Genomic DNA, 18,880 nt, shown 5'->3' with positions numbered 1-18,880 from the left:
ACTCCGACGTTCGCAGCCGACGTTCCAAGGTGGACGTGCGAAAACGGACGTTCAAAGGCGCACGACGACGAGGGCGATGTCGTCGCGGGCTCCCCCGGCCACTCCGAGCCTCGCGAGCAGAGCGTCTGCCAGACGCTGGGGGCTGAGCCGGCTCATGGGAGCCAGCGCCTCGGTGAGCCGGACCAGCCCGGTGTCGATGTCCTCTTCTCGGCGCTCGATCAGGCCGTCGGTATACAGGACGAGGGTGTCGCCGGCGTGGTAGGCGGTGCCCGCCTGCGGGCGGGGCACATGCTCCGGCCGCGCACCCAGAGGCGGGTCGGTGGCCTGGTCCAGCAGCCGGCAGCCTCCCCGCGCGCGCAGCAGGACGGGAGGCGGGTGGCCGGCGCTGGAATAGACGATCAGCTTCAAGCGGGTGTCGATCAAAGCGGTGACCGCGGTGGCCGCCAGGGCCCCGTCCACCGAGCGGGCGTACAGGCCCAGCACCTCCAGCGCCTGCGCGGGCCCGGTCACCGCCCGGCTGGCTGCCGACAGCGCGCTGCGCAGCATGCCCATGACGGTGGCGGCCTCCAGACCATGGCCGACCACATCGCCGACGGCGACCGTGAACCGCCCGTCAACCAGGTCGACGGTGTCGTACCAGTCACCGCACACGTTCAGTGAGCCGACCGCCGGCAGATAGCGCACCGCGACATCCTGGTGCCGGGCGAGATCCGGGGAGTGCAGCATCGCCTCCTGCAAGGTGACGGCGACCTGCCGCTCCCTGGCATGCGCGGACCGCAGCTCGTCGTTGAGACGCTGCAGCTCGCGGGCCCGCAGATACAGCTCGGCCTCCATGCTCTGCGCGCGCTCGGCCAAGTGGTCACCCGGGTGAAACCGCCGCGCGTGGACGAACGCGGTGACGTCCTCGACCCGGTGGATGATGTACGCCACCCGCCCGTCCGATCCGCGGACGGGTGTGTTGACCGGGGACCACCAGCGTTCCTCGAACACCCCGGGCCGGTCGGGCACCGGGATGTCGTAGCGCTGCATCGCCATGGTGTCCGGCTCCCCGGTAGCCAGCACCCGTTCCAGGGAGGCGCCGAGGTTGCGCACCCCGTCCGCCATGGGGTCCGCCGGGTTGTCCGGGAACGCGGTGAACAGGTGCAGCCCGACCAGTTCCTCACGAGAGCGGCCGGTGGCCCGGCAGTACGCGTCGTTCACGTCCACGACCACCAGATCCGTACCCATCACCAGGTACGGACTCGGCGTCGCGGCGAACACCGCTCTGTAGTCGAGCTCCGGCCTCACGTGCCAGCCTCCTCGGCCGGGGAAGCCCCCTCCGTTCCCACGCTACGCACCGCGGGCTCGCCCTGCGCGCTGCGGCACCCGCCGCGCCGGCGCCCCGCCCGGCCCGCACCCCTGCGCAACCAGCCGTCACACAGCGCGCACACGCCCGGACCCGCCCCTTCACCCCGCGAGCAGCCCGGCAATCACCACGTACGAGGGCCGTGGCTCGGCCGGCGGAACCGAAGTCGGTCCCCCACCTGCCCTTGACCTGCGGCACGTGCGGTGACGTGACAAACGAAAAGGTCCCTGCTCGCGAAGAACAGGGACCTCGTCTGGAGCGCCCGGCCGGCCTTGCACCTGCATCTCCCACCGGTTGGTGGACGTCTTTCCTTGGACCACAGACGCGTGACTCCCGTCCGCGGGAACGTAGTTCACCCGCGGAACCGAAGTTACGCCATGATCATATCCCACCGGCAGGGCAGCTTCTTCCCGCACCTTCCGGAACCGCGGGCGAGACGACCGACACACTCAACCACGTCCCGATCGACGCCCCTTGGAGGCCGCTCACGGGCAGCACGACGGGAGTGTCGTTGGAGTCATGGCGGTGGTCGCGGCACGAGCCCAGCAACACCGGGGCCCGGCAACGCTCTTCTCCTGCCCGGCCCAGCCGCCCGCAGTAGACCGGGGCAGTCCCTGCGCAGCGAACTCACCGACGCGCGCCCGCAGATCGCAGCGGAGCGCCCCAGCGAAGTCCGTCGTACGGTCGTCACCCGGAGAGAAGGCGTCGATGCGTGGAAAGGCCCCGCCCTTCCTTCGGCAGGAACGCCGGGGGAAGGGCGAGGCGGTGTCGGTTTCCCTTACTTGCCGTGGCTCCCGCCACCGCCCTTGCCCTTGGCGTGGTCCCCGCCGTCGTGGTCGCCGCCGGCGTGCTCGCTGCCGCCCTCATCCCCGCCGCTTCTGAAGACCCAGGAGTCGGAGTCCTGGGCCACCTGGTCGTGCATGTGCTGGTTGCCGACACCCATCAGGTCGCCCGAGTGATCGCCGTCATCGGCGGCGGCGATGCCGGCGGACCCCATCAGGGCGGCCGAACACAGGACTGCAGCGGCGAGAGCGGTACGCATGCGCATTTTTAGCTCCGATTATCGGTTCAGACGATGGACGTGGGAATTCATGCCACCGATCCCCGTGGGTCAGTCCACGATTCACCCGCTCGGAGGTTCGGCCCGCTCCGCGTTCCGCATTCGCCTCGACAGCCCATAGGGGGCCGTCGAAGCCACCGACCGGCCGTGCCCTGGTTGGCTGACACACCGTCTGCCGGTTATCTTGCCTGGCGCATTGACGGAATCCGCCGGAATTGCACTCAGGCGAGTCCGCTGTATCCAGCGAGTCCGTCGAGTTTGGTGTAGTCGGCGCGTCAGGGGCGCCAGCGATAGGCGTAACCGTCCCGCAGCGGTCCGCCGACCAGGTCCAGAACGTGCTCGGCGGCTGCCGAAAGCGGGGCGGCGTCGGCGCGTTCGGCCACGGCCTGATGGCCGTCCAGAAGGGCTTTCCCCAACGCCGGGTCCGCGTGCAGGAGGCGGCGGGGCAGCCATTTGCCGATGCCTGTCCAGGAATTGTGGTGGGCCGTGAGCAGGTGCGCCGCCTCACGCAAGGTGAAATCGGCGAGTGAGAGCTGTTCGTACCGACGGGCCGCGGGGGTATCCGCCAAGTCGTCGATGTAGCAGGTGAGTACGTAGCGCGATCGCTCCCGTTCCGCCGGGGTGAGGGGAGGCGGGCCGGACGCGAGCACGGCTCGGGCTCTTTCGCACGTACGGGACACGTGGCCGTGGGGGTCCGTCAAAGGCAGCCCCTGGCCGTAGATGAACAGGACCGTTCCCCGGCGGCGGGCTCTGTCCCAGGCGAAGAATTCCGGCACGTCCGCAAGGGTGTTGAGGAACAGCTCGGCCAGGCGGCCCTCGTGGCGTATCACCTCGCGACGACTGGTGTCCGAGTCCGGCAAGAGGATGGCCACGTCCAGATCGCTTGCCTCGGTGGCACGCCCTTCGGCGGCCGAGCCGCCGAGCACGGCGCCGAGAGCGTGCGGGAAGCGCGTGGAGACCAGGCGCAGAGCTTGAGTAGCGGGATTGGCGTGATCATTCATGGATGCTCATCGTGCCAGCCGGGGTGTGCGCGTTCCAGTGGTGCAGCGAGCGCGATCGCCGAAGCTGCGAACGTCGCCCCGGAGGCGCGCACACGGCTTTCGCCAGCGCCGCACACGCCGGGAAGAATGGGGGCAACTCCTTTTCCTGGGTGTGGTGTTGGCGACTCGCCGGGAGGCGAAGGGGGTGGTGGATCGGGGCGTCTTCTTTACGCGACGGTCCCCTCGGTCGGCCCGCTCTCCTCCTCAGGCAGTCAGTTTCGTTTGGGCTGCGGCCGTGGTGACGGGTTCGTGTCGGATGTACCACTCGGTGGAAAGGAGTCGCTGCCGGGCCTTGGCGGGAAGAGCGGCGATCAGGCCGGGGAGGGCTCCGCGCGTCACCTCGGTGCGGTGGGCCAAGATGGCGGCGAGCTTGCGTTCCAGCCAGGGGCCGACGTCCACGGTGGCGGTGACCAGCTCGTCCGGGACGGTGTACATCGGCTTGCCGGTGCGGGCCAGGTCGCTCAACGCCGGTACGGCCGAGTGCGGGTGCGTGGCCAGATAGACGGCGCTCGGCTGCCAGGGGGCGCCGGTATCGGGGTAGAGGCGCTCCAGCCCGGACGCCTGGACCGCGAGCAGGGTGACCCGGTGGGTGTGCACATGGTCGAGGTGGCCGGTCAGTCCACCGTAGGCGTCATGGGTGACGACGATCTCCGGGCGGAATTCCCGGAGATGCGCCACCAGCCGTCGGACCGCCTCGTCGAGCGGCGCTTCACAGAGCCGGGTGCGGCCGGGGGCGGACTGTGGTGCGCGGGCGTCGGCGTAGCCCAGCATGCGTGGGGTGCCGGCACCGAGGATGCGCAGCGCCTCGGCCAGTTCGGCGGCTCGGGGCGTGTCCGCGGCCCAGGTTGCCGTGACCACTGCGGTGCGGGCGCCCGAGGCGGCGTGCCGGGCGAGCACGCCGCCCGCCGCCAGGGACTCGTCGTCCGGGTGGGCGAACACCGCGAGCAGGCTCGGTGTATCTCCGGCGGATGTGGCGTCGTCCGCTGTCACGTTGTCTGCCTCCCGGCTGACTGCGGCCACGTTGGCTTGTGGCATGGCGAGGTCATTCCGACTGACGACGCGTGTTCGTCGCGGCGTGGTTCCGTGAGGACGCTCACACTGTTTTCTTCTGGCTGATGTCGACCGAGAACCCGCTGCCGGGCGTATGCCCGGTGAAGCGAGAGATCCGGGAGTGACTGTTGACCGTCGAGGAGTTCGAAGAGTTCTACGCCCAGACGGTCGCGCGGCTCACGGGGCAGTTGTACGTGATGCTCGGCGACCTCCACGAGGCGCAGGACGTGGTGCAGGAGGCGTTCGTCAGGGGGTGGAGCCGGCGTCGGCAGCTCGACCGGGACGGCCGGCCCGAGGCGTGGATCCGCACCGTTGCCTGGCGGCTGGCGGTCAGCCGGTGGCGGTTCCGGCGCCGGTCGGCCGATGCCTGGAAGCGCAGTGGTGCCCCGCCGCATGTCGAGGGGCCGGGACCGGAGCAGGTGGCGCTCGTGGAGTCGTTGCGGGAGCTGCCGGCGCAGCAGCGGCGGATCCTGACCCTGCACTACCTGTGCGATCTGACGGTTGATCAGGTCGCTGGTGAGACGGGGCTTTCGGCGAGCACCGTCAAGACGCATCTGAGTCGCGGGCGGTCGGCACTCGCCCACCGCCTGCAGGACCCGCGTATCGAGGAGGCCACCGGTGACTGAGCACCAGGACCCGTTGCGGTCCCTGTTCCGGCAAGCGGCCCGGGTGGGGCAGGCTCACAGCGCCGCGGCGCCGGTCGCGTACATCGCCGAGCGGGCCAGGCGAGGCCGGCGGCGGCAGATCGCCGGCCTGGCCGTGGCGGCGTGCCTGGTCCTGGGTGGCGGGGTGGCGACCGCGGTCGCGCTGCTGCCCCACCGGCCGGCGCCGCATGTTCCGGCGACCAGCCCGTCGCCGAGCCGGCCGATGCCGGCACCCACGTCCCGGGCTCCGGTGGTGCCGCTCCCCGGGCGGGAGACGACGGGGGCCACACCGAACACGGGGCCGTCCGGCGGTTCCTCCGCTCCGGCCGGGCAGTCCCCGGCGCGTACGGCGACGCCTTCCGCGCGGAGCACGGAGCCCGGGTCCACCACCGCACCGCCCTGATCAGGCGCACGCACCCGTGACCCGGCGGGTGGCCGCCGGGCGATGGCGCCTGCCCCACACACACACCGAGGAGTCCCTGTGTCCGCTGTGCCGCCCGGTCTGCGGGAGCGCATACCCACCGCCCCACCGCCCCGGGTGCCACCGCGGCCGCGTCCCGTGCGCCGGCGCGCGACCGGGGTGGCGCTGCGGGTACGCCGGGATCTCCTGGGGCGGTCGGCCCCGCGCCTGAGCCAGGCCGACCGGGAGGCGCTGTGGCTGTACCTGCTGACCCGAACGAGTATCTGGATCACGGCGTACTGCGTCCGCTGGCTGTTCCCGTCGGACCCGGGCACCCGCGACCCGGGCCCGGTGCTGGCCTCCTTCGCACGCTGGGACTGGGACCACCTCCGCCACATCGCGAGCGAGGGCTACTTCCCCGGGCAGGCAGGTCCGTGGCAGGCGGACTGGGACAACCGGGAGGCGTTCTTCCCCGGCTTTCCACTGCTGCTGCGCGCGGTCCATGTCGCCGTACCGGGCTGGACGACAGCAGGGCTGCTGATCTCCCTGGGTGCCGGAGCGGTCGCCGTGGTGGCCCTGGCCCGTATCACCCGGCTTCATCTGCCGGATGCGGGGGCGGGCCGGCGGGCCGTGCTGTTCTTCCTGGTGTCCCCGTGCGCGGTCTTCCTGGCCGTCGGCTATACGGAGTCCCTGTTCCTCGCCTTCGCGCTGCCTGCCTGGCTCGCGGCCCGGCGCGGCGGTTGGCCCCTGGCGACCTCACTGGCCGCGCTGGCGACGGCGGTGCGGGTCAGCGGTCTGTTCCTCGCCGCCGCGCTCGCGTGGGAGTTCTTCCTTTCCGCCCGTGGCCGGCGGGAGTTGCGGGCCCTGCCGTGGCTCGCCCTGCCCGCGCTGCCGGCCTTCGTCTACGGCTGGTACCTGCACGCCCGCACCGGTGACTGGTGGGCGTGGAAGCACGCCGAGGAGAGGGGCTGGTACCGGACCTTCCACACTCCGTGGGATGCCTGGGGCCACACCTGGCACAACGCGTTCGACCATGTCCAGACGACCGGGTACGCGTTCATGTTCCGGGCCGAACTCGCCGCGATGGTCGTCGGCTTGCTGCTGGTCGGTCTGCTGGTCCGGCAACGCCGTTGGCCCGAAGCCCTGTACGTCGGCCTCAGCCTCTGCGCGCTGGGAACCTCGTACTGGTACATGTCCATCCCGCGCGCCACCCTGCTGTGGTGGCCGCTGTGGATCGCGCTGGCGGCCCGGAGCCTGCGCAGGCCGCGGTTCCGCGCCGTCTACCTCTGCCTGGTCACGCCGCTGACCGCGGTCTTCGCAGTGACGTTCCTGTCGGGACGCTGGGCCGGGTGAGGGGTCGGCGGGGGCGGCATCGGGGAAGTACTGCGAGGGCTGGGGCCTGTCCGCTGGGTGGCCCGCGCGGGACCTCGTTGGCCGGGGCCGCCGGGTGGAGCGATATAACAGCGGCATGGTGCGACAAGCGAAGAACGAGGGCGATCCGGTTCCGGCGGACCGGCTGGCGGAGGACCTGCACGAGACCGTTGACGAGGTCACCGCCGCCGTCATGACGGCGTCCCGTCTGTTCGTCGCGCTCTCCGCGCGGGCGCTCGCCGAGAGCGAGCCGGCGCTGACGCTGCCGCAACTGCGCACCCTGGTGGTCCTGCACGGTGAGGGCCCGGTGAAGCTCGCCGCGCTGGCTGCCGCGCTGGACGTGAACCCCTCCACGGCGATGCGCATGGTCGACAAGCTGGAGGCCGCCGGACTCATGGACCGTCAGATCAACCCCGGTAACCGCCGTGAGGTCGTCCTGCGGCTGCGGCCGGCCGGCCGGCGGCTGGTCGAGAAGGTCATGGCCCACCGGCACCAGGAGATCCAGGCCATCGTCGGCCGCCTTCCCGCCGGCCGGCGGGCCGAGCTGGTGCGGGGGCTGCGCGCGCTGACCGAGGCCGCCGGGGAGCAGGCCGTGGATTCGCTGACCGAATCGCCGTAGGGCCGGTTCGGCCCTGACCCATCGGGCAGACCCTGGGCGCGCGGACGGCGCCCCCGCCCGGCCGGTTGCCGGGTGGGGGCGCCGGTGCGGCTCATGCCGGGACGGTGTCCGGGCTGCGGCGGCGCTGGCCCGGGATGAGGCGCTGCCGGTGGTGCTCCTCGGTCAGGTCGTGGCGCCGTGCGTGCAGCAGGTGGTGCAGGGCGATGGTCCCCACCACCTGGGCGTCGGGTCCGTGGCTGACGACCGGGGCTTCGGTGACGCCGTGTTCGGCGAAGAGGTAGGCGGCTCGGCGCAGGGTGTCGTCGGGCCGCAGGATCACCGGGGACGGTTCGCAGACGTCCGCGAGCGTGGTCCGGCCGTGCGCGGCGGCGTCCTCGGACGTCGCCTCCAGGAGCCGGTCGCGGGTGACGACCATGCCCGGCACCCCGTCGTCGGTGAGGACGGGGACGAGCCGCTGCCCGCCGCCGGCGGTGTCCGCCGCGTCCTTGGTGAGCCTGAGCGCCGCCTCCAGGCTTTCCCGGCCCGCGAGGAGGAGCGGCCGGCGTTCCATGACCTCTTCGACGAAGAACGTCTCCAGGGGGTCGGTGGAGTACTCCCTGGTCAGGTGCAGTCCGCGGCGGGCGATCTTCTCGGTGAGCACCGAGCGCTTCAGCAGCAGGGCCGACAGGGCGTAGGCGGCGGTGGAGGAGATCAGCAGCGGCAGCACCGCGCCCCAGGCATGGGTGAGTTCAAGGGTGAAGACCACTCCGGTCAGCGGTGACCGCATCACGCCGCCCACCACGGCTGCCAGCCCCATCATCGCCCAGAATCCGGGGATGACGTGCGGGAAGAGCAGTCCCTCGGCCGCTCCGACCGCCCCGCCGATCATGAACACCGGGGCGAGCACACCGCCGGAGGTGCCGGAGCCGAGCGAGAGCGACCAGATCAGGGTCTTGACGACCAGGATGCCGACGATCAGCGACACCGTGGCGCGCCCGGTCAGCAGCTGTTCGATGACGTCGTAGCCGACACCGAGGGCGCGCGGCTCGACCAGTCCGCCCAGGCCGATGACCGCCCCGCCGATGGCGGGCCACCACATCCAGTGGAAGGGCAGCCGGGCGAAGCCGTCCTCGGCGCGGTAGACCAGCCAGGTCGCGGCCACCGCCAGTGCGCCACCGAGGAGGCCGGCGACCGCGCAGAGCGCGTCGACGGTGGGGGCGACGTGCAGACCGGAGGCGGAGACGGGGAAGATCGGGGCGGTGCCCAGGAGGAAGCCGCGCACCACGGTGCTGACGCCGACCGCCGCGACGACCGGGACGAAGCTGCGCGGGCGCCACTCGAACAACAGCAGTTCCACGGCGAGCAGCACGGCGGCCAGCGGCGAGTTGAAGGTCGCCGCCATGCCGGCCGCCGCGCCGGAGACCAGCAGGGTCTTGCGCTCGTCGGCGCTCAGCCGCAGGCCCTGCGCCAGGATCGATCCGATCGCGCCACCGGTCATGATGATCGGCCCTTCGGCGCCGAACGGGCCGCCGGTGCCGATGCTGATCGCCGCCGACACCGGCTTGAGCACGGCCACCCGCGGCGCGACCCGGCTGCCGCCGGTCAGGATCGCCTCGATCGCCTCCGGCATGCCGTGGCCGCGGATCTTCTCGGACCCGTAGCGCGCCATGAGGCCGACCACCAGCCCGCCGGCCATCGGCGCGCCCAGTACCAGCCACCAAGGCCGGTGCTCCAGACCCGGCGCGACCAGCGAGGTGGACCATCGCTGGTAGAAGACGATGTTGGTGACCAGGCCGATCAGCCGCAGCAGCGCCAGTGCCGCGACCGCCCCGGCCCCGCCGACGAGCAGCGCCCAGCCGCAGATCAGCAGCATCCTCGGCTGGACCGTGAAATCACCGAGGTGGGCACCTCGGTGCGTCCTCTTCGTCTTGCGCACCCCGTTCACCGCAGCCCTCCGCCGGCTCGCGGGGCATCTGTCAGACCTGCTCGGCCGCCCGGCCACGGGCATGTCCGTATGTTTTCCATAGTGAAAGTATTGCAGTACGCAATAGTCCGGGCGAGGCGGCGTCCGGCACGCGGACGGATCGCCGGATGGCTCCGGAGGGCGGACGGCGCGTACCGGAGCGCGCCGGCACGCGCCCCGCCGGGTGCATGGCCGGAATCTGACACCCCCTCACCGACCCGAAGTGCATGCCCATGGCAAGTATTGCAAAGAGCAAGAAAAACTACGTACAACGTTCATCAACTCTGCCGTGACGGTGCGCTCTTGACGGCACGGCGTGGTGAAGCTGGTCGCAGTGGAACGCGACCGCCACGGCACGGGGGCCCGTGCGGTCGGCGCCGCTACCCGCATACCGTGAAAGGAGCAACGGTGGTGGTAGGACGCGGTGCCCGTAAGGAAGCGGAACGTGTCGCGGCGGTGGCCGCGGAGCAGCTGCTGCGGGCCGGAACGACACTGCGGCGGTCGGTGACGACCCCCGACCTGCGGGCCGTGTACCGCACCGATCAGAGCGTCAACGACGCCCCCTACCGCGAGCGCTGGGCGCACGACCGCGTCGTGCGCTCCACGCACGGGGTGAACTGCACCGGTTCCTGCTCGTGGAAGGTGTACGTCAAGGACGGCGTGATCACCTGGGAGACGCAGGAGACGGACTACCCGTCGGTGGGCCCGGACCGGCCGGAATACGAGCCGCGCGGCTGCCCGCGGGGCGCCTCGTTCTCCTGGTACACCTACTCGCCGACCCGGGTGCGCTACCCGCATGTGCGCGGGGTCCTCCTGGAGCTCTACCGCGAGGCGCGCGACCGGCTGGGCGACCCGGTGGCCGCCTGGGCCGAGATCACCGGCGACCCCGCCAAGCGGCGCCGCTACCAGTCGGCCCGCGGCAAGGGCGGCCTGGTGCGGATCGGCTGGGAGGAGGCGCTGGAGGTCGCCGCCGCCGCCCATGTCCACACCATCGCGGCGTACGGCCCGGACCGGGTCGCCGGCTTCTCCCCGATCCCCGCCATGTCGATGGCCTCGCACGCCGTCGGAGCGCGCTTCATGTCGCTGATCGGCGCGCCGATGCTCTCCTTCTACGACTGGTACGCGGACCTGCCCATCGCCTCACCGCAGGTCTTCGGCGACCAGACGGACGTACCGGAGTCCGGCGACTGGTGGGACGCGGCCTACCTGATGCTGTGGGGGTCGAACGTTCCGGTGACCCGCACCCCGGACGCGCACTGGATGGCCGAGGCCCGCTACCGGGGCCAGAAGGTGGTGGTGGTCTCCCCGGACTACGCGGACGCGACCAAGTTCGCGGACGAGTGGCTGCATCCGCACCCCGGCACCGACGGTGCGCTGGCGATGGCCATGGGGCAGGTGATCCTCACCGAGTGCTTCGTGCGGCGCCAGGTCCCGTACTTCACCGAGTACGTCAAGCAGTTCACCGATCTGCCGTTCCTGGTCGAACTCACCGAGCAGGACGGGGAGTTGGTACCGGGGAAGTTCCTGACCGCGGCGGATCTGGGACTGGATCCGGACGACGGGGCGGCGGCGTCCTGGAAGCCGGTGCTGCTCGACGCCGCCTCCGAACGGCCCGTCGTGCCCAACGGCACCCTCGGCGACCGCTGGTCCAAGGGCGGGCTGGGCCGCTGGAACCTGGACCTGAACGGGGTGGAGCCCGCCCTGACCTTTCTCCGGGAGGGCGGGGACTGCGCCCGCGTACTGCTGCCGCGCTTCGACGACACCGGCGCCCTGCTACGCGGGGTCCCGGTGCGGGAGATCGGCGGGCGCCGGGTGACCACCGTCTTCGACCTGCTCCTGGCCCAGTACGGCGTCCGCCGCCCCGGGCTGCCGGGCGACTGGCCCGAGGGCTACGACGACGCGGCGCATCCGTACACCCCTGCCTGGCAGGAGACGATCACCTCGGTTCCCACGGGCGCGGTGGTGCGCGCGGCGCGGGAGTTCGCGCACACGGCGGAGAAGACCCGCGGGCGCTGCATGATCGTCATGGGGGCGGGGACCAACCACTGGTTCCACTCCGACACCATCTACCGTTCCTTCCTGACCCTGCTCCTGCTCACCGGCTGCCAGGGCGTCAACGGCGGCGGCTGGGCCCACTACGTAGGCCAGGAGAAGGTCCGCCCGTACGCCGGCTGGCAGCAGTTGCAGTCCGCCGCGGACTGGGTGCGCCCGTCACGGCAGGTGGCCGGCACCCCCTACTGGTATCTGCACACCGACCAGTGGCGGTACGACGCGCAGGATGCCGGCACACTGGCCGCGCCGACCGCCCGCGGCGCGCTCACCGGCCGGCACACCGCCGACCTCGTCGCCCAGTCGATGCGGCTGGGGTGGATGCCGTCCGCCCCCACGTTCACCGCCAACCCGCTCGACCTCGGCCGGCGGGTGCACGCGTCGGGGCACGAGCCCGGCGAGTGGGTGGCCGCCGAACTCACCGCGGGACGACTGGCGTTCGCCTTCGAGGACCCCGACGCCCCGGCCAACTGGCCGCGGGTGCTCACCGTGTGGCGGGCCAACCTGATCGGCTCCTCGGCGAAGGGCAACGAGTTCTTCCTGCGCCATCTGCTGGGGGCGAGCGACAACGCGCGTGCGCAGGAGGCGCCGGACGGGAGCCGGCCGCACGATCTCACCTGGCACGACGAGGCGCCGCGCGGCAAGCTGGACCTGCTGCTGGCCCTGGACTTCCGGATGACCTCGACCACACTGATGGCCGACCTCGTGCTGCCCGCCGCCACCTGGTACGAGAAGCACGACCTGTCCAGCACGGACATGCACCCCTATGTGCACGCCTTCTCCCCCGCGATCAGCCCGCCCTGGCAGTCGCGCACCGACTTCGAGATCTTCCACGGACTCGCGGAGAAATTCAGCGAGTTGGCGGCGGACCGGCTGGAGACCACATACGACCTGGTGGCCGCGCCGCCGCAGCACGACACCCCGGGGGAGACCGCGCAGCCCGGCGGCACCGTCCGGGACTGGCGGGACGGCGCGCCCCCGGAGCCGGGCGGCAACCTTCCCCACTTCGCCGTCGTCAAGCGGGACTACACCGCCGTCGCCGAGAAGCTGGCGGCGTTCGGCCCGCTCGCCGAGGAACACGGCATGACGGTCAAGGGCATCACCGTCCACCCCGTGCCGGAGGCCCGCTGGCTCGCCGAGCGCTGCGGCACCGTCGCGACCGGGCCCGCCCACGGCCGGCCGCTCCTGGACACCGATGTGAAACTGTGCGAGGCCATCCTGGCGCTGTCCGGCACCACCAACGGGCGCCTGGCGGCCGAGGGGTTCGACCGGCTCGCCGAGCGCTGCGGGCCCGGCGCCGGCTTCGCCGCGCTCGCCGAATCGGTCCGCGAGCGCCGGGTGGTCTTCTCCGACACCCAGGACCGGCCCGTACAGGTCGGCACCAGCTTCGAATGGTCCGGCAAGGAGGCCCCGGACCGCCGCTACGCCCCCTTCACCGTCAACACCGAGCACCGCAAGCCCTGGCACACCCTCACCGGGCGCCAGCACTTCTATCTCGACCACGACTGGATGGCCGAACTCGGCGAACAACTCCCGGTCTACCGGCCTCCGTTGGACATGACGGCGGTACAGGGCGCCACCCCGGCCGACGACGGCGCCCGTTCGGTGACCGTCCGCTATCTCACGCCGCACTCGAAGTGGTCGATCCACTCCGAGTACCAGGAGAACCTCCTCATGCAGACCCTGGCCCGCGGCGGGCCGGTCATCTGGATGAGCGTGGCCGACGCCGAGGCCATCGGGGCCGCGGACAACGACTGGATCGAGGCGGTCAACCCCAACGGCGTGGTGACCGCACGAGCCGTGGTCTCGCACCGTATGCCGCCCGGCACGGTGTTCATGTACCACGTCCAGGAACGCCTGGTGAACGTCCCGCGCACCCAGGCGACCGGCCGCCGGGGCGGGGTGCACAACGCCCTGACCCGCCTGCTGATCAAGCCCACCCACCTCATCGGCGGCTACGGACAGCTGTCCTTCGCCCCCAACTACTACGGGCCCACCGGCAATCAGCGGGACGCCGTCACCGTGATCCGCCGGCGCACCCAGCACGTGGAGTACTGACATGCCCCGTCGCACCACCACCATCGGGCGCTGCATGGCGCAGATCGCGATGGTCATGAACCTCGACAAGTGCATCGGCTGCCACACCTGCTCGGTCACCTGCAAACAGACCTGGACCAACCGGCAGGGCACCGAGTACGCGTGGTTCAACAACGTCGAGACCCGCCCCGGCCAGGGCTACCCCCGCGGCCACGAGGACCAGGACAAGTGGCGGGGCGGCTGGCGCCTCGACGGCCGGGGCCGCCTCGTCCCACGCACCGGTGGCCGGGCCCGCCGCCTGGCCCGGCTCTTCGCCAACCCCGAACTCCCCTCGCTCGACGACTACTACGAGCCCTGGACCTACGACTACGAGACGCTGATCTCCGCGCCACTGGGCGACGACCTGCCGACCGCCCGCCCCCGCTCGCTGATCGACGGCCGGCCCACCGCGGTGACCTGGGGCCCCAACTGGGACGACGACCTCGGCGGCGGCCCCGAGCACCTGGCCGGCGACCCCGTGCTGCGCCGCCTGAACGACCAGGTCAAGCTGGAGTACGAGCAGGCGTTCATGTTCTACCTGCCGCGGATCTGCGAGCACTGCCTGAACCCGGCCTGTGTCGCGGTCTGCCCGTCCGGCGCCCTCTACAAGCGCATCGAGGACGGCATCGTCCTGGTCGACCAGGACCGCTGCCGCGGCTGGCGGATGTGCGTCAGCGGCTGCCCGTACAAGAAGGTGTACTTCAACCACAGCACCGGCAAGGCCGAGAAGTGCACCCTGTGCTACCCGCGCATCGAGGCGGGCGAGCCCACCGTCTGCTCGGAGACCTGCGTCGGCCGGCTGCGCTACCTCGGCGTCATCCTCTACGACGCCGACAGGGCCGGCGAGGCCGCCGCGGTCCCCGACGAGCGGGACCTCTACGAGGCCCAGCTCGGCTGCTTCCTCGACCCCGACGACCCCGAAGTCGTCCGCGCCGCCGAGGAGTCGGGCATCCCGCACGACTGGATCACCGCCGCCCGCCACTCCCCCGTGCGCGACCTCATCACCCGCTACCGGGTCGCACTGCCCCTCCATCCCGAGTACCGCACCCTGCCCATGGTCTGGTACGTCCCCCCGCTCTCCCCCGTGGTCGACGCACTGACCCGCAGCGGCCACGACGGCGAGGACCCGGCCAACCTCTTCGGCGCCATCGACACACTGCGCATCCCCCTCGACTACCTGGCCGGGCTCTTCACCGCCGGGGACCGCGGACCGGTCGAGGCCGCGCTGTGCCGGCTGGCTGCGATGCGCGCGCACATGCGCCGCATCAACCTCGGCGAAGAACGAGACCCGGCCATCGCCCGCGGTGTCGGGATGGACGACCACTCCATCGAGGCCATGTACCGGCTGCTGGCACTCGCCAAGTACGAGGAGCGGTACGTCATTCCCACCGGCTACACCACCGAAGCGGGCCCGGACGACGCCGGCGGCGGGTGCAGCCTCGACGGGCACGGCGGTCCGGGCATGTACGACCCGGACGCCTTCCACGCCGTGCCGGCACGGGCCACCGAGGCGCCCGCGAGCCGGCTGCGCGGCCGGGTCAACCTGCTGAACTGGAACGGCCGCGGGCGCCCGAGCGGGCTCTTCCCGCCCCACGGCACAGCGGACGGCACCCGGTGATCCGCCATCGGGCCCTGCACCAGGCCGCGGCCCTGCTCCTCTCGTACCCCGGCCCGGCCTGGCCGCGACATGCCGCCGAGGTCACCGCCGCGCTGACCCGACTCAACTGCCCGGAAGGCGAGTTGCTGCTCGACTTCTGCCGCGCGACGGCGCCGGTCCCGCCCCTGGAACTGGCGGCGCGCTATGTCACCACCTTCGACCGCAGCCGACGCCGCACCCTCCATCTCACGCACTACACCGACGGCGACACCCGCCGCCGCGGCGCCTCCCTGGCCGCGCTCAAGGCGCACTACCGGGCGGCCGGCTGGGAGCCCGACGCCGGCGAACTGCCCGACTTCCTCCCCGCTCTGCTCGAATTCGCCGCCCGCTGCCCCCGGGCAGGCACCCCCCTGCTCCACCAGTACCGCGGCGCCCTGGGCCTCCTCGCCCAGGCGCTCGACGACTACCGCAGCCCCTACGTCCATGTCCTGCGCGCCGTCCAGCGCACACTGCCCGCCGCCCCGCCGCCCGCGCCCGTACCGGACGCCCCCGCCCCCGTTCCCTTCCCGATGCACCACGCCCTGGGCGACGAAGGAGTCCGCCGGTGACCACGCACGTACAGATCGCCCTGTGGGGCGTCCTGCCCTACCTGACCCTGACCGTCCTCGTCGCCGGCACCCTGTGGCGCTACCGCTACGACCGCTTCGGCTTCACCACCCGCTCCAGCCAGCTGCACGAGTCCCGGCTGCTGCGCATCGGCGGACCGCTCTTCCACTACTCCCTGCTCTTCGTCGTCGGCGGCCACGTCATGGGCCTCCTCGTGCCCGAATGGATCACCCAGCGCCTCCGCGTCAGCGAGACGACGTACCACGCCGCCGCCCTCACCATGGGCGGTACGGCCGGTGTCGCGGCCGTCGGCGGACTCGGCGTCCTCCTCTGGCGCCGGCTGCGGGTGGCGGCGGTCCGCCAGGCGACCAGCCGCAGCGACCGCGTGGTCTATCCGCTGCTGACGGTGGTCCTCCTGGCCGGGCTCACCGCCACCGCCTCCTCGGTGGCCAACCCCTACGACTACCGGCTCGGCGTCTCCGTGTGGTTCCGCAGCCTGTTCGAACTGGACCCCGACGTCCCGGCGATGGCGCATGCCCCGCTCGTCTACCAGCTCCACGCCCTGCTCGCCATGGCCCTCTTCGCCCTGTGGCCCTTCAGCCGGCTCGTGCACGCCTTCACCGCGCCCGTCGGCTACCTGGTCCGGCCGTACATCGTCTACCGCTCACACGCCCGGGCCACGCCGTACAGGCACCCGGCCACCGCCCGCCCGTACCCGAAGCAGCCCGCCGAACGGCACCGGCGCGCCGGCCTGCCACGCTGACCCGGCAGCCCGCTTCACCGTCCCACCCCTTCTCCCTGCAGAGGGTGCCCCACCCGCCCTACGCGAGCGGGTCCTCGACCAGAGCGCCTATCCGCCGCACCTCGTCGAACGGGTCCACGGCCAGCTCCCCCGCCGCGTGCGTCAGGGCCCGCAACGCCGGGACGAGAACCGCCCGTTGCGCGGCGGGCAGCCGGCAGACCAGCGCGCGGATCCGGCCCCGCCGGTGTGCGAGGACCCGCTCCACCAGGGCCCGTCCCTCTCCCGTGAGTCGCAGCACCACCTCGCGGCGGTTGTCGGGGTTCGGCCGCCGATCCACCAGCCCGGCGGCCTCCAACCGCACCACCATCCGCATCGCGGTGGACGGATTGACGCCCAACGTGGCCGCCATGGCGGCGAGTTTGAGCGGTTCGCAGCTCTCCAGCACCACCAGGGCGCGTAGTTGCGGCAGCGTCATCGAGTCGTCGATCGACGCGAGGGAGCGCGCCGAGACGGCGACCAGAAGACGCGATGCCGCCATGACGGCAACGGTCACCTCCTCGGCCTCCTGATCGAGATCGGTCAGCTCGGCGGCCTGGTGAGCGGCGTCCCGCGGTGCGGTTTCGTCATGCGGCATGGGGACCGTTATACCTGCCGTCCGCCGAGGTGCCCCGCCCCGCGGCGGAATCGGCGGACGAGATCCACCGGACCCCAACCCGCCTCGGCGCCGACCACGTTCCGACATGCAGTGCGATGCAGTCCGTTGTCACTGCGGTTCAGTGCCGTTGTCGGTCCGGCTGCCTGGATTCAGGGCTCCAGGGACGCAGGAAGCGCCGGACACGCCAACGGGCCTCCGAGGTGGCTCAGGCCCGCGACGCCGCCGGGGTCCGTATGCCGAAGAGGGGGATGCCGCGGCCGGATGGGAAGGCGCGGCTACGGCGGACGGTGAGGGCAGCCACCACGCCGAGGATCGCGAAGGACTGGAACCTGCCGATCACCGGGACCAGATCGACGGGCAGGGTGAGTGCCTCCAGGGTGCTCAGCACGGCGTCGAGCAGTTGGGAGCCGCCCCAGAGCAGTGTCAGCCCGCGCAGCGCGGCCCGGAAGTCCGGCAGGTCGTCCCAGGCGCGCTCCGCCTCCTCCTGGCCGGCCGGATCGCGCAGTCGGCGCGCGAACTGGAAGGGGAAGGGCCGCGCGGCGAACAGCGAGCCCAGGATCCAGAGTCCCAGGGCGGCGGGGATGCCCGCATCCTTCAGCAGAAGTACGCGCGGACTGCCGCTGATCAGAGATGTCGCCGCCGATACCGCGAGCAGCACGACCATCACGAGGTCGAACACCTCGACGCGGCGGCGGACCACGGCGGTGCCCAGAGCGTGCGCGGCCGGGATCACACTGCTCAGCAGCAGTGCCTTCCACTGGGCGATGTCCTGGGCCCGCAGCGCGTAGTACATCGCGAGTGGCAGCAGGATGTTGATGCCGAGTGGGACGAACAGCACGCGCCACCTGTTCGTCGAACCAGGCACCATGGCGGCTTTCATGAGGACCCCCGGGTGTAGGTGGCCGGGCATTCCGGCGCTTCGTCGACCTGCATCGACGTTAGAAGTCGAGCGGGTGGAGAGGCATCGGCTCCTGGGCCGGTCCTGAGGGGCCGTTCTCCACCTCGTCTCCACCGTCGGGTTGACGTCCCACGGGTTGAGCCGGTGGGCGCGTGCGCGGCCGGAGCGGGCGTGTGTCCGCCCCGGCCGCGCACGCCGCGGCGCCGGTCCCGTCAGGAACCGGGTGCCCCGCGGCCGTCGGTGGAGCCGGTGCTCCGGCGGAATACCGCCGTGACGGCGAGCGTCAGCAGCCGGCGGCAGCGGAGGGCTCTGCCGGGAGCGGGTGTGGCCGGGGGCGCGGGCTGCACCGCGGCGGACGGGGGCCGGGGAGGCGTCTCCGGCATGGCGGAGGAGGGCGGCGTCTGCGCGGGTACGGAGGCGGTCGGTCGCTGCGGCGCGGGTGCGTCGGGTCGAGGGGCGTTGCGGGTGGCCTCGACGCGTACGAGTGCGCCGAGGGCGCCGAGGGCGGCGAAGATGTCGATGGGCATGCCGGAAGGGGTGGCTTGGGAGCCGCCGACGATCAGTGCCGTGCACACCATCGCCGGCAGTGCCAGGAGCAGCAGCATGCGACGCCCGCCGGTGGCCGTGGAACGGCCGGTGCTGGCGGTGTCGCACCTGCGGGTCTCCCAACGCTCTTCCAGGAAGGGATCCCCTGGAAGAGATCGGGGCATTCGGGAGACATGGGAAAGTCGTGGCGATTCCGCTCGATCCGGCTATGAGCCGTGTGCAAGCCGTGAGTCGGAACCG

General features: G+C 71.9%; 16 protein-coding genes. 7 read left to right on the top strand and 9 right to left on the bottom strand.

What is annotated here, in order from left to right; all coding sequences use genetic code 11:
• Positions 1 to 51 precede the first annotated feature (51 nt).
• The 4 genes from GR130_RS16425 to GR130_RS16410 form a co-directional block, all read right to left on the bottom strand.
• Entirely contained in the window at positions 52 to 1,287 is a 1,236-nt protein-coding gene (locus GR130_RS16425) for a SpoIIE family protein phosphatase (protein ID WP_159505436.1), read from the bottom strand.
• An 836-nt stretch (positions 1,288 to 2,123) separates the two neighbouring features.
• Entirely contained in the window at positions 2,124 to 2,393 is a 270-nt protein-coding gene (locus GR130_RS16420) for a hypothetical protein (RefSeq protein ID WP_159505435.1), read from the bottom strand.
• Between the two features lie 287 nt (positions 2,394 to 2,680).
• Positions 2,681 to 3,406 (bottom strand): nucleotidyltransferase domain-containing protein, encoded by a 726-nt coding sequence (locus tag GR130_RS16415; protein WP_159505434.1) that lies wholly within the window; start codon positions 3,404 to 3,406, stop codon positions 2,681 to 2,683.
• A gap of 243 nt (positions 3,407 to 3,649) precedes the next feature.
• Positions 3,650 to 4,435, bottom strand: a complete 786-nt coding sequence (locus GR130_RS16410) for a PIG-L deacetylase family protein (protein ID WP_236573062.1) — start codon at positions 4,433 to 4,435, stop codon at positions 3,650 to 3,652.
• Between the two features lie 188 nt (positions 4,436 to 4,623).
• Here GR130_RS16410 and GR130_RS16405 point away from each other — a divergent pair, with 188 nt between their 5' ends.
• Positions 4,624 to 5,121, top strand: coding sequence for a SigE family RNA polymerase sigma factor (locus GR130_RS16405; protein ID WP_159505432.1), 498 nt, complete (start codon positions 4,624 to 4,626; stop codon positions 5,119 to 5,121).
• A 54-nt stretch (positions 5,122 to 5,175) separates the two neighbouring features.
• Here the strand turns inward: GR130_RS16405 and GR130_RS16400 are convergent, their stop codons facing one another.
• Positions 5,176 to 5,556, bottom strand: a complete 381-nt coding sequence (locus GR130_RS16400) for a hypothetical protein (RefSeq protein ID WP_236573061.1) — start codon at positions 5,554 to 5,556, stop codon at positions 5,176 to 5,178.
• A 64-nt stretch (positions 5,557 to 5,620) separates the two neighbouring features.
• Between GR130_RS16400 and GR130_RS16395 the strand changes: the two genes are divergently transcribed.
• Together GR130_RS16395 and GR130_RS16390 are read left to right on the top strand one after the other, a co-directional pair.
• Positions 5,621 to 6,892, top strand: coding sequence for a mannosyltransferase family protein (locus GR130_RS16395; RefSeq protein ID WP_443043610.1), 1,272 nt, complete (start codon positions 5,621 to 5,623; stop codon positions 6,890 to 6,892).
• Positions 6,893 to 7,007: 115 nt separating this feature from the next.
• Positions 7,008 to 7,529, top strand: a complete 522-nt coding sequence (locus GR130_RS16390; protein ID WP_159505429.1) for a MarR family winged helix-turn-helix transcriptional regulator — start codon at positions 7,008 to 7,010, stop codon at positions 7,527 to 7,529.
• Positions 7,530 to 7,620: 91 nt separating this feature from the next.
• On the opposite strand, the gene GR130_RS16385 is transcribed toward GR130_RS16390, so the two are convergent.
• Positions 7,621 to 9,444 (bottom strand): chloride channel protein, encoded by a 1,824-nt coding sequence (locus tag GR130_RS16385; protein WP_443043609.1) that lies wholly within the window; start codon positions 9,442 to 9,444, stop codon positions 7,621 to 7,623.
• A gap of 438 nt (positions 9,445 to 9,882) precedes the next feature.
• Between GR130_RS16385 and GR130_RS16380 the strand changes: the two genes are divergently transcribed.
• Genes GR130_RS16380 through narI form a run of 4 tightly spaced genes read left to right on the top strand, consistent with a single transcriptional unit; the run spans position 9,883 to position 16,562 of the window.
• Positions 9,883 to 13,578, top strand: a complete 3,696-nt coding sequence (locus GR130_RS16380) for a nitrate reductase subunit alpha (protein ID WP_443043764.1) — start codon at positions 9,883 to 9,885, stop codon at positions 13,576 to 13,578.
• Position 13,579: 1 nt separating this feature from the next.
• Positions 13,580 to 15,214 (top strand): nitrate reductase subunit beta, encoded by a 1,635-nt coding sequence (narH, locus tag GR130_RS16375; protein WP_201304898.1) that lies wholly within the window; start codon positions 13,580 to 13,582, stop codon positions 15,212 to 15,214.
• A complete protein-coding gene (narJ, locus tag GR130_RS16370) occupies positions 15,211 to 15,801 on the top strand; it encodes a nitrate reductase molybdenum cofactor assembly chaperone (protein ID WP_159505428.1) in 591 nt (196 codons plus the stop codon). The genes narH and narJ overlap by 4 nt, the downstream gene beginning before the upstream one ends.
• Positions 15,798 to 16,562, top strand: a complete 765-nt coding sequence (gene narI, locus GR130_RS16365) for a respiratory nitrate reductase subunit gamma (protein ID WP_159505427.1) — start codon at positions 15,798 to 15,800, stop codon at positions 16,560 to 16,562. Before narJ ends, narI begins: the two co-directional genes overlap by 4 nt.
• 58 nt (positions 16,563 to 16,620) lie before the next feature.
• Here the strand turns inward: narI and GR130_RS16360 are convergent, their stop codons facing one another.
• From GR130_RS16360 to GR130_RS16350, 3 genes are all read right to left on the bottom strand, one after another.
• The gene (locus GR130_RS16360) at positions 16,621 to 17,175 is read right to left on the bottom strand and encodes a MarR family winged helix-turn-helix transcriptional regulator (RefSeq protein WP_159505426.1); all 555 of its coding nucleotides are present in this window, start codon (positions 17,173 to 17,175) and stop codon (positions 16,621 to 16,623) included.
• Between the two features lie 226 nt (positions 17,176 to 17,401).
• Positions 17,402 to 18,034 carry a VC0807 family protein gene (locus GR130_RS16355; protein ID WP_236573060.1) on the bottom strand — a complete coding sequence of 211 codons (633 nt, stop codon included), beginning with the start codon at positions 18,032 to 18,034 and terminating at the stop codon, positions 17,402 to 17,404.
• Between the two features lie 272 nt (positions 18,035 to 18,306).
• Positions 18,307 to 18,699, bottom strand: coding sequence for a hypothetical protein (locus GR130_RS16350; protein WP_236573059.1), 393 nt, complete (start codon positions 18,697 to 18,699; stop codon positions 18,307 to 18,309).
• Between the last annotated feature and the right edge of the window lie 181 nt (positions 18,700 to 18,880).

The organism is Streptomyces sp. GS7, from assembly GCF_009834125.1.
Taxonomy (GTDB): Bacteria; Actinomycetota; Actinomycetes; order Streptomycetales; family Streptomycetaceae; genus Streptomyces.
Note: the sequence above shows the minus strand (reverse complement) of the source record. Positions and strands in the feature narration are given on the sequence as shown.

Excerpts from the sequence above, each read along its gene's own strand:
- GR130_RS16420 (WP_159505435.1), bottom strand. The coding sequence starts at position 2,393 with ATGCGCATGCGTACCGCTCTCGCCGCTGCAGTCCTGTGTTCGGCCGCC.
- GR130_RS16350 (WP_236573059.1), bottom strand. The coding sequence starts at position 18,699 with ATGCTGCTGCTCCTGGCACTGCCGGCGATGGTGTGCACGGCACTGATC.
- GR130_RS16390 (WP_159505429.1), top strand. The coding sequence starts at position 7,008 with ATGGTGCGACAAGCGAAGAACGAGGGCGATCCGGTTCCGGCGGACCGG.
- narH (WP_201304898.1), top strand. The coding sequence starts at position 13,580 with ATGCCCCGTCGCACCACCACCATCGGGCGCTGCATGGCGCAGATCGCG.
- GR130_RS16415 (WP_159505434.1), bottom strand. The coding sequence starts at position 3,406 with ATGAATGATCACGCCAATCCCGCTACTCAAGCTCTGCGCCTGGTCTCC.
- GR130_RS16360 (WP_159505426.1), bottom strand. The coding sequence starts at position 17,175 with ATGCCGCATGACGAAACCGCACCGCGGGACGCCGCTCACCAGGCCGCC.